At 59.2% G+C, this 2613-nt stretch carries 3 protein-coding genes and 1 pseudogene; 2 read left to right on the plus strand and 2 right to left on the minus strand.

Features of this window, described 5'->3' with window-relative positions; all coding sequences use genetic code 11:
- Window positions 1-17 precede the first annotated feature (17 nt).
- A complete protein-coding gene (locus ACOVQ0_RS12185; protein WP_421884818.1) occupies window positions 18-1241 on the plus strand; it encodes a type III PLP-dependent enzyme in 1224 nt (407 codons plus the stop codon).
- 99 nt (window positions 1242-1340) lie between these two features.
- The gene (locus ACOVQ0_RS12190; protein ID WP_421884814.1) at window positions 1341-1664 is read left to right on the plus strand and encodes a YnfA family protein; all 324 of its coding nucleotides are present in this window, start codon (window positions 1341-1343) and stop codon (window positions 1662-1664) included.
- Here ACOVQ0_RS12190 and ACOVQ0_RS12195 read toward each other — a convergent pair whose 3' ends face one another.
- On the minus strand, window positions 1665-2345 hold the full coding sequence (locus ACOVQ0_RS12195) for a nitroreductase (RefSeq protein WP_421884816.1): 681 nt from the start codon (window positions 2343-2345) through the stop codon (window positions 1665-1667).
- 118 nt (window positions 2346-2463) lie between these two features.
- Window positions 2464-2613 (minus strand): annotated as a pseudogene (locus ACOVQ0_RS12200) (5-aminolevulinate synthase); the annotation flags it as partial.

Raw genomic sequence — 2613 nt, forward strand, 5'->3', positions numbered from 1 at the left:
TTTGGGGGTCCCTTGAGTTGCACATCCATCCTGACGCACTGGCTGTAGTTCGCGCATCCGCGCCTGAACAACCCGCCATTCTGAACCGTCCGCACGCCGCCGCGCGCGCTGCCCGCTTCTTTGTCGAGAAGTTTCCGGGCAAGTCGCTCTATGCGGTGAAGGCCAATCCGTCGGCAGATTTGATCCGTATCCTGTGGGATTCGGGTGTGACACACTATGACGTGGCTTCGATCGTTGAAGTGCGTCTGGTCCGCGAAACGCTGCCCGAAGCCACGCTCTGCTTCATGCACCCGGTCAAAGCGCCGTCGGCGATCCGCGAAGCCTACCACACTTATGGCGTGCGCGTGTTCAGCCTCGATTCGATCGAGGAACTGGAAAAGATCAAGGCTGCGACGGCGGATGCCGAAGGCAATGTGCCCGAAGACCTGACCCTGTGCGTGCGTCTGCGCGTCTCGTCGGAATATTCGGAACTCAGCCTCGCGTCGAAGTTCGGCTGCGATCTGACGAATGCTGCGGAATTGCTGCAGGCAACCCGCCAGGTGGCAGATTCTCTCGGCGTGTGCTTCCATGTCGGTAGCCAGTCGATGAGCCCGCACGCCTATGTTCAGGCGCTTGAGCGTGTGCGCGCAGCGATCGTCGATGCGTCGGTGCTGGTTGACATCATCGATGTCGGCGGTGGTTTTCCGTCGATCTATCCGGGTATGGAACCGCCCCCGCTCGAAGATTACTTCGGCGTGATCGATCGCACCTATGAATCGCTGCCGGTTTCCTATTCGGCTGAACTGTGGTGCGAACCGGGCCGTGCCCTGTGCGCAGAATACAATTCGATGATCGTGCGGGTTGAACGCCGTCGCGGCAGTGAACTTTACATCAACGACGGTGCCTATGGCGCACTGTTCGATGCCGCTCATGTGGGATGGCGCTTCCCGGTTCGCGTTCTGCGCGATGAGGTGGCCAACGATGTCGAAACCGAGATCGAACTGGAGCCGTTCAGCTTCTATGGCCCGACCTGTGACGATATGGATCACATGGAAGGCCCGTTCGAACTGCCGGTGGACATGAAGGTCGGTGACTACATCGAAGTCGGAATGCTGGGTGCCTATGGCGCGGCGATGAAGACCGCGTTCAACGGTTTTGGCGCAACGGAAGTGTTCGAAGTCTCGGACGAGCCTATGGCCAGCCAATACCGTGGCGACCGCCGCGATCCGCGCGTTTCCGACAACGTGGTTTCGCTGCGCTGATCGCAGGCGCAGGTATGTGAATTGAGAAGGCCCTGCCGGAAGGTGGGGCCTTTTCGTTTGTTCAATTGCAACATGATGGCGGCGCGGTATTCAGCAGGGATGATAACCCTTGCTTATGTGGCTGCTGCGCTTGCAGAAATTGCCGGTTGCTTCGCCTTCTGGGCATGGCTTCGACTGGGCAAGTCCCCGCTCTGGCTGTTACCGGGCATGATATCCTTGGCATTGTTTGCGTGGTTGCTTGCGCAAGTCGATAGCGGGCAGGCTGGAAGGGCCTATGCGGCCTATGGCGGTGTCTATGTCACCGCAGCTATCGGGTGGCTCTGGCTTGTTGAAGGTGTTCGCCCGGACCGCTGGGATTTGCTGGGTGGCGTGATCTGCCTGCTAGGAACGGCAGTGATTCTGTTCGGCCCGCGTCCGGCCTGATCAGAAACCGACGAAGCGTGCCGTTTCGTCCACGCTCTTGCGATGGCTGACCACGGCGTTTGCCGGGAAATCAGGGTCAGGCCAGCCCATTGCCACGGCCTTCATGATCACCTGATCGTCGGGAATGCCAGCATGTTCGCGCACCACGGGCGATTGCATAATCCCTTGTGAATTGATCACACACCCCAGTCCGCGTGACCACGCGGCGTTCACCAGTGCGGTTGTCACCGCGCCGCAATCGAAGGCCGTATCGTCACTGCCCGACAGGTTGCGATCATACGTGACAATCACGCAAACCGGTGCGTCAAACTGCCGGAAACCACGCAACACCCAATCCTGCCGTGCAGGCGCATCGTCGCGAGCGATGCCCATTGCACTGAAAAGCTGTTTGGCAACCTCCACCTGCCGCTCACGATGGATTCCGGCAAAGGCTTCGCCACGGCGAAACTCGCGGCTGTCAGGCTCGCCAGCCAGAATGCGTTCGGTATTGCCCCTGCGGATGCGATCCAGCGGGGCACCCGTGATAACGTGGAAATGCCAAGGCTGCGTGTTCATCGATGTGGGTGAACGCATCGCCAGCGTCAGGATTTCCTCGATCAGAGTGCGCGAAACTGGCCTGTCGAGATAGCCACGGATGGAGCGACGGCCGAGAACCACCTCATCATAAGTCTGCGCGGTCATGCTCGCTCCTGCCATTAATCAACTGATTAAATTTAACCTGGAAGCTGGGAAAGGCAAGCCAAACGAAAAAGCCCTCCCGATCAGGGGAGGGCTTTTGAAGTCATGTTTGGGAAAAGGTTCAGGCAGCCTTTGACAGTTCCATTTCCATGCGCTGCCAGATTTCCACCAGCGCGCCAGCCAGTTCGTCCATCATCGCTTCGGTATGCGAAGGACCAGGCGTAAAACGCAGGCGTGGCGTTGCGCGCGGGACGCGCGGGGAGTTTTTAGG

The sequence above is a fragment of the Novosphingobium sp. genome, from assembly GCF_049240505.1.
Classification (GTDB): Bacteria; Pseudomonadota; Alphaproteobacteria; order Sphingomonadales; family Sphingomonadaceae; genus Novosphingobium.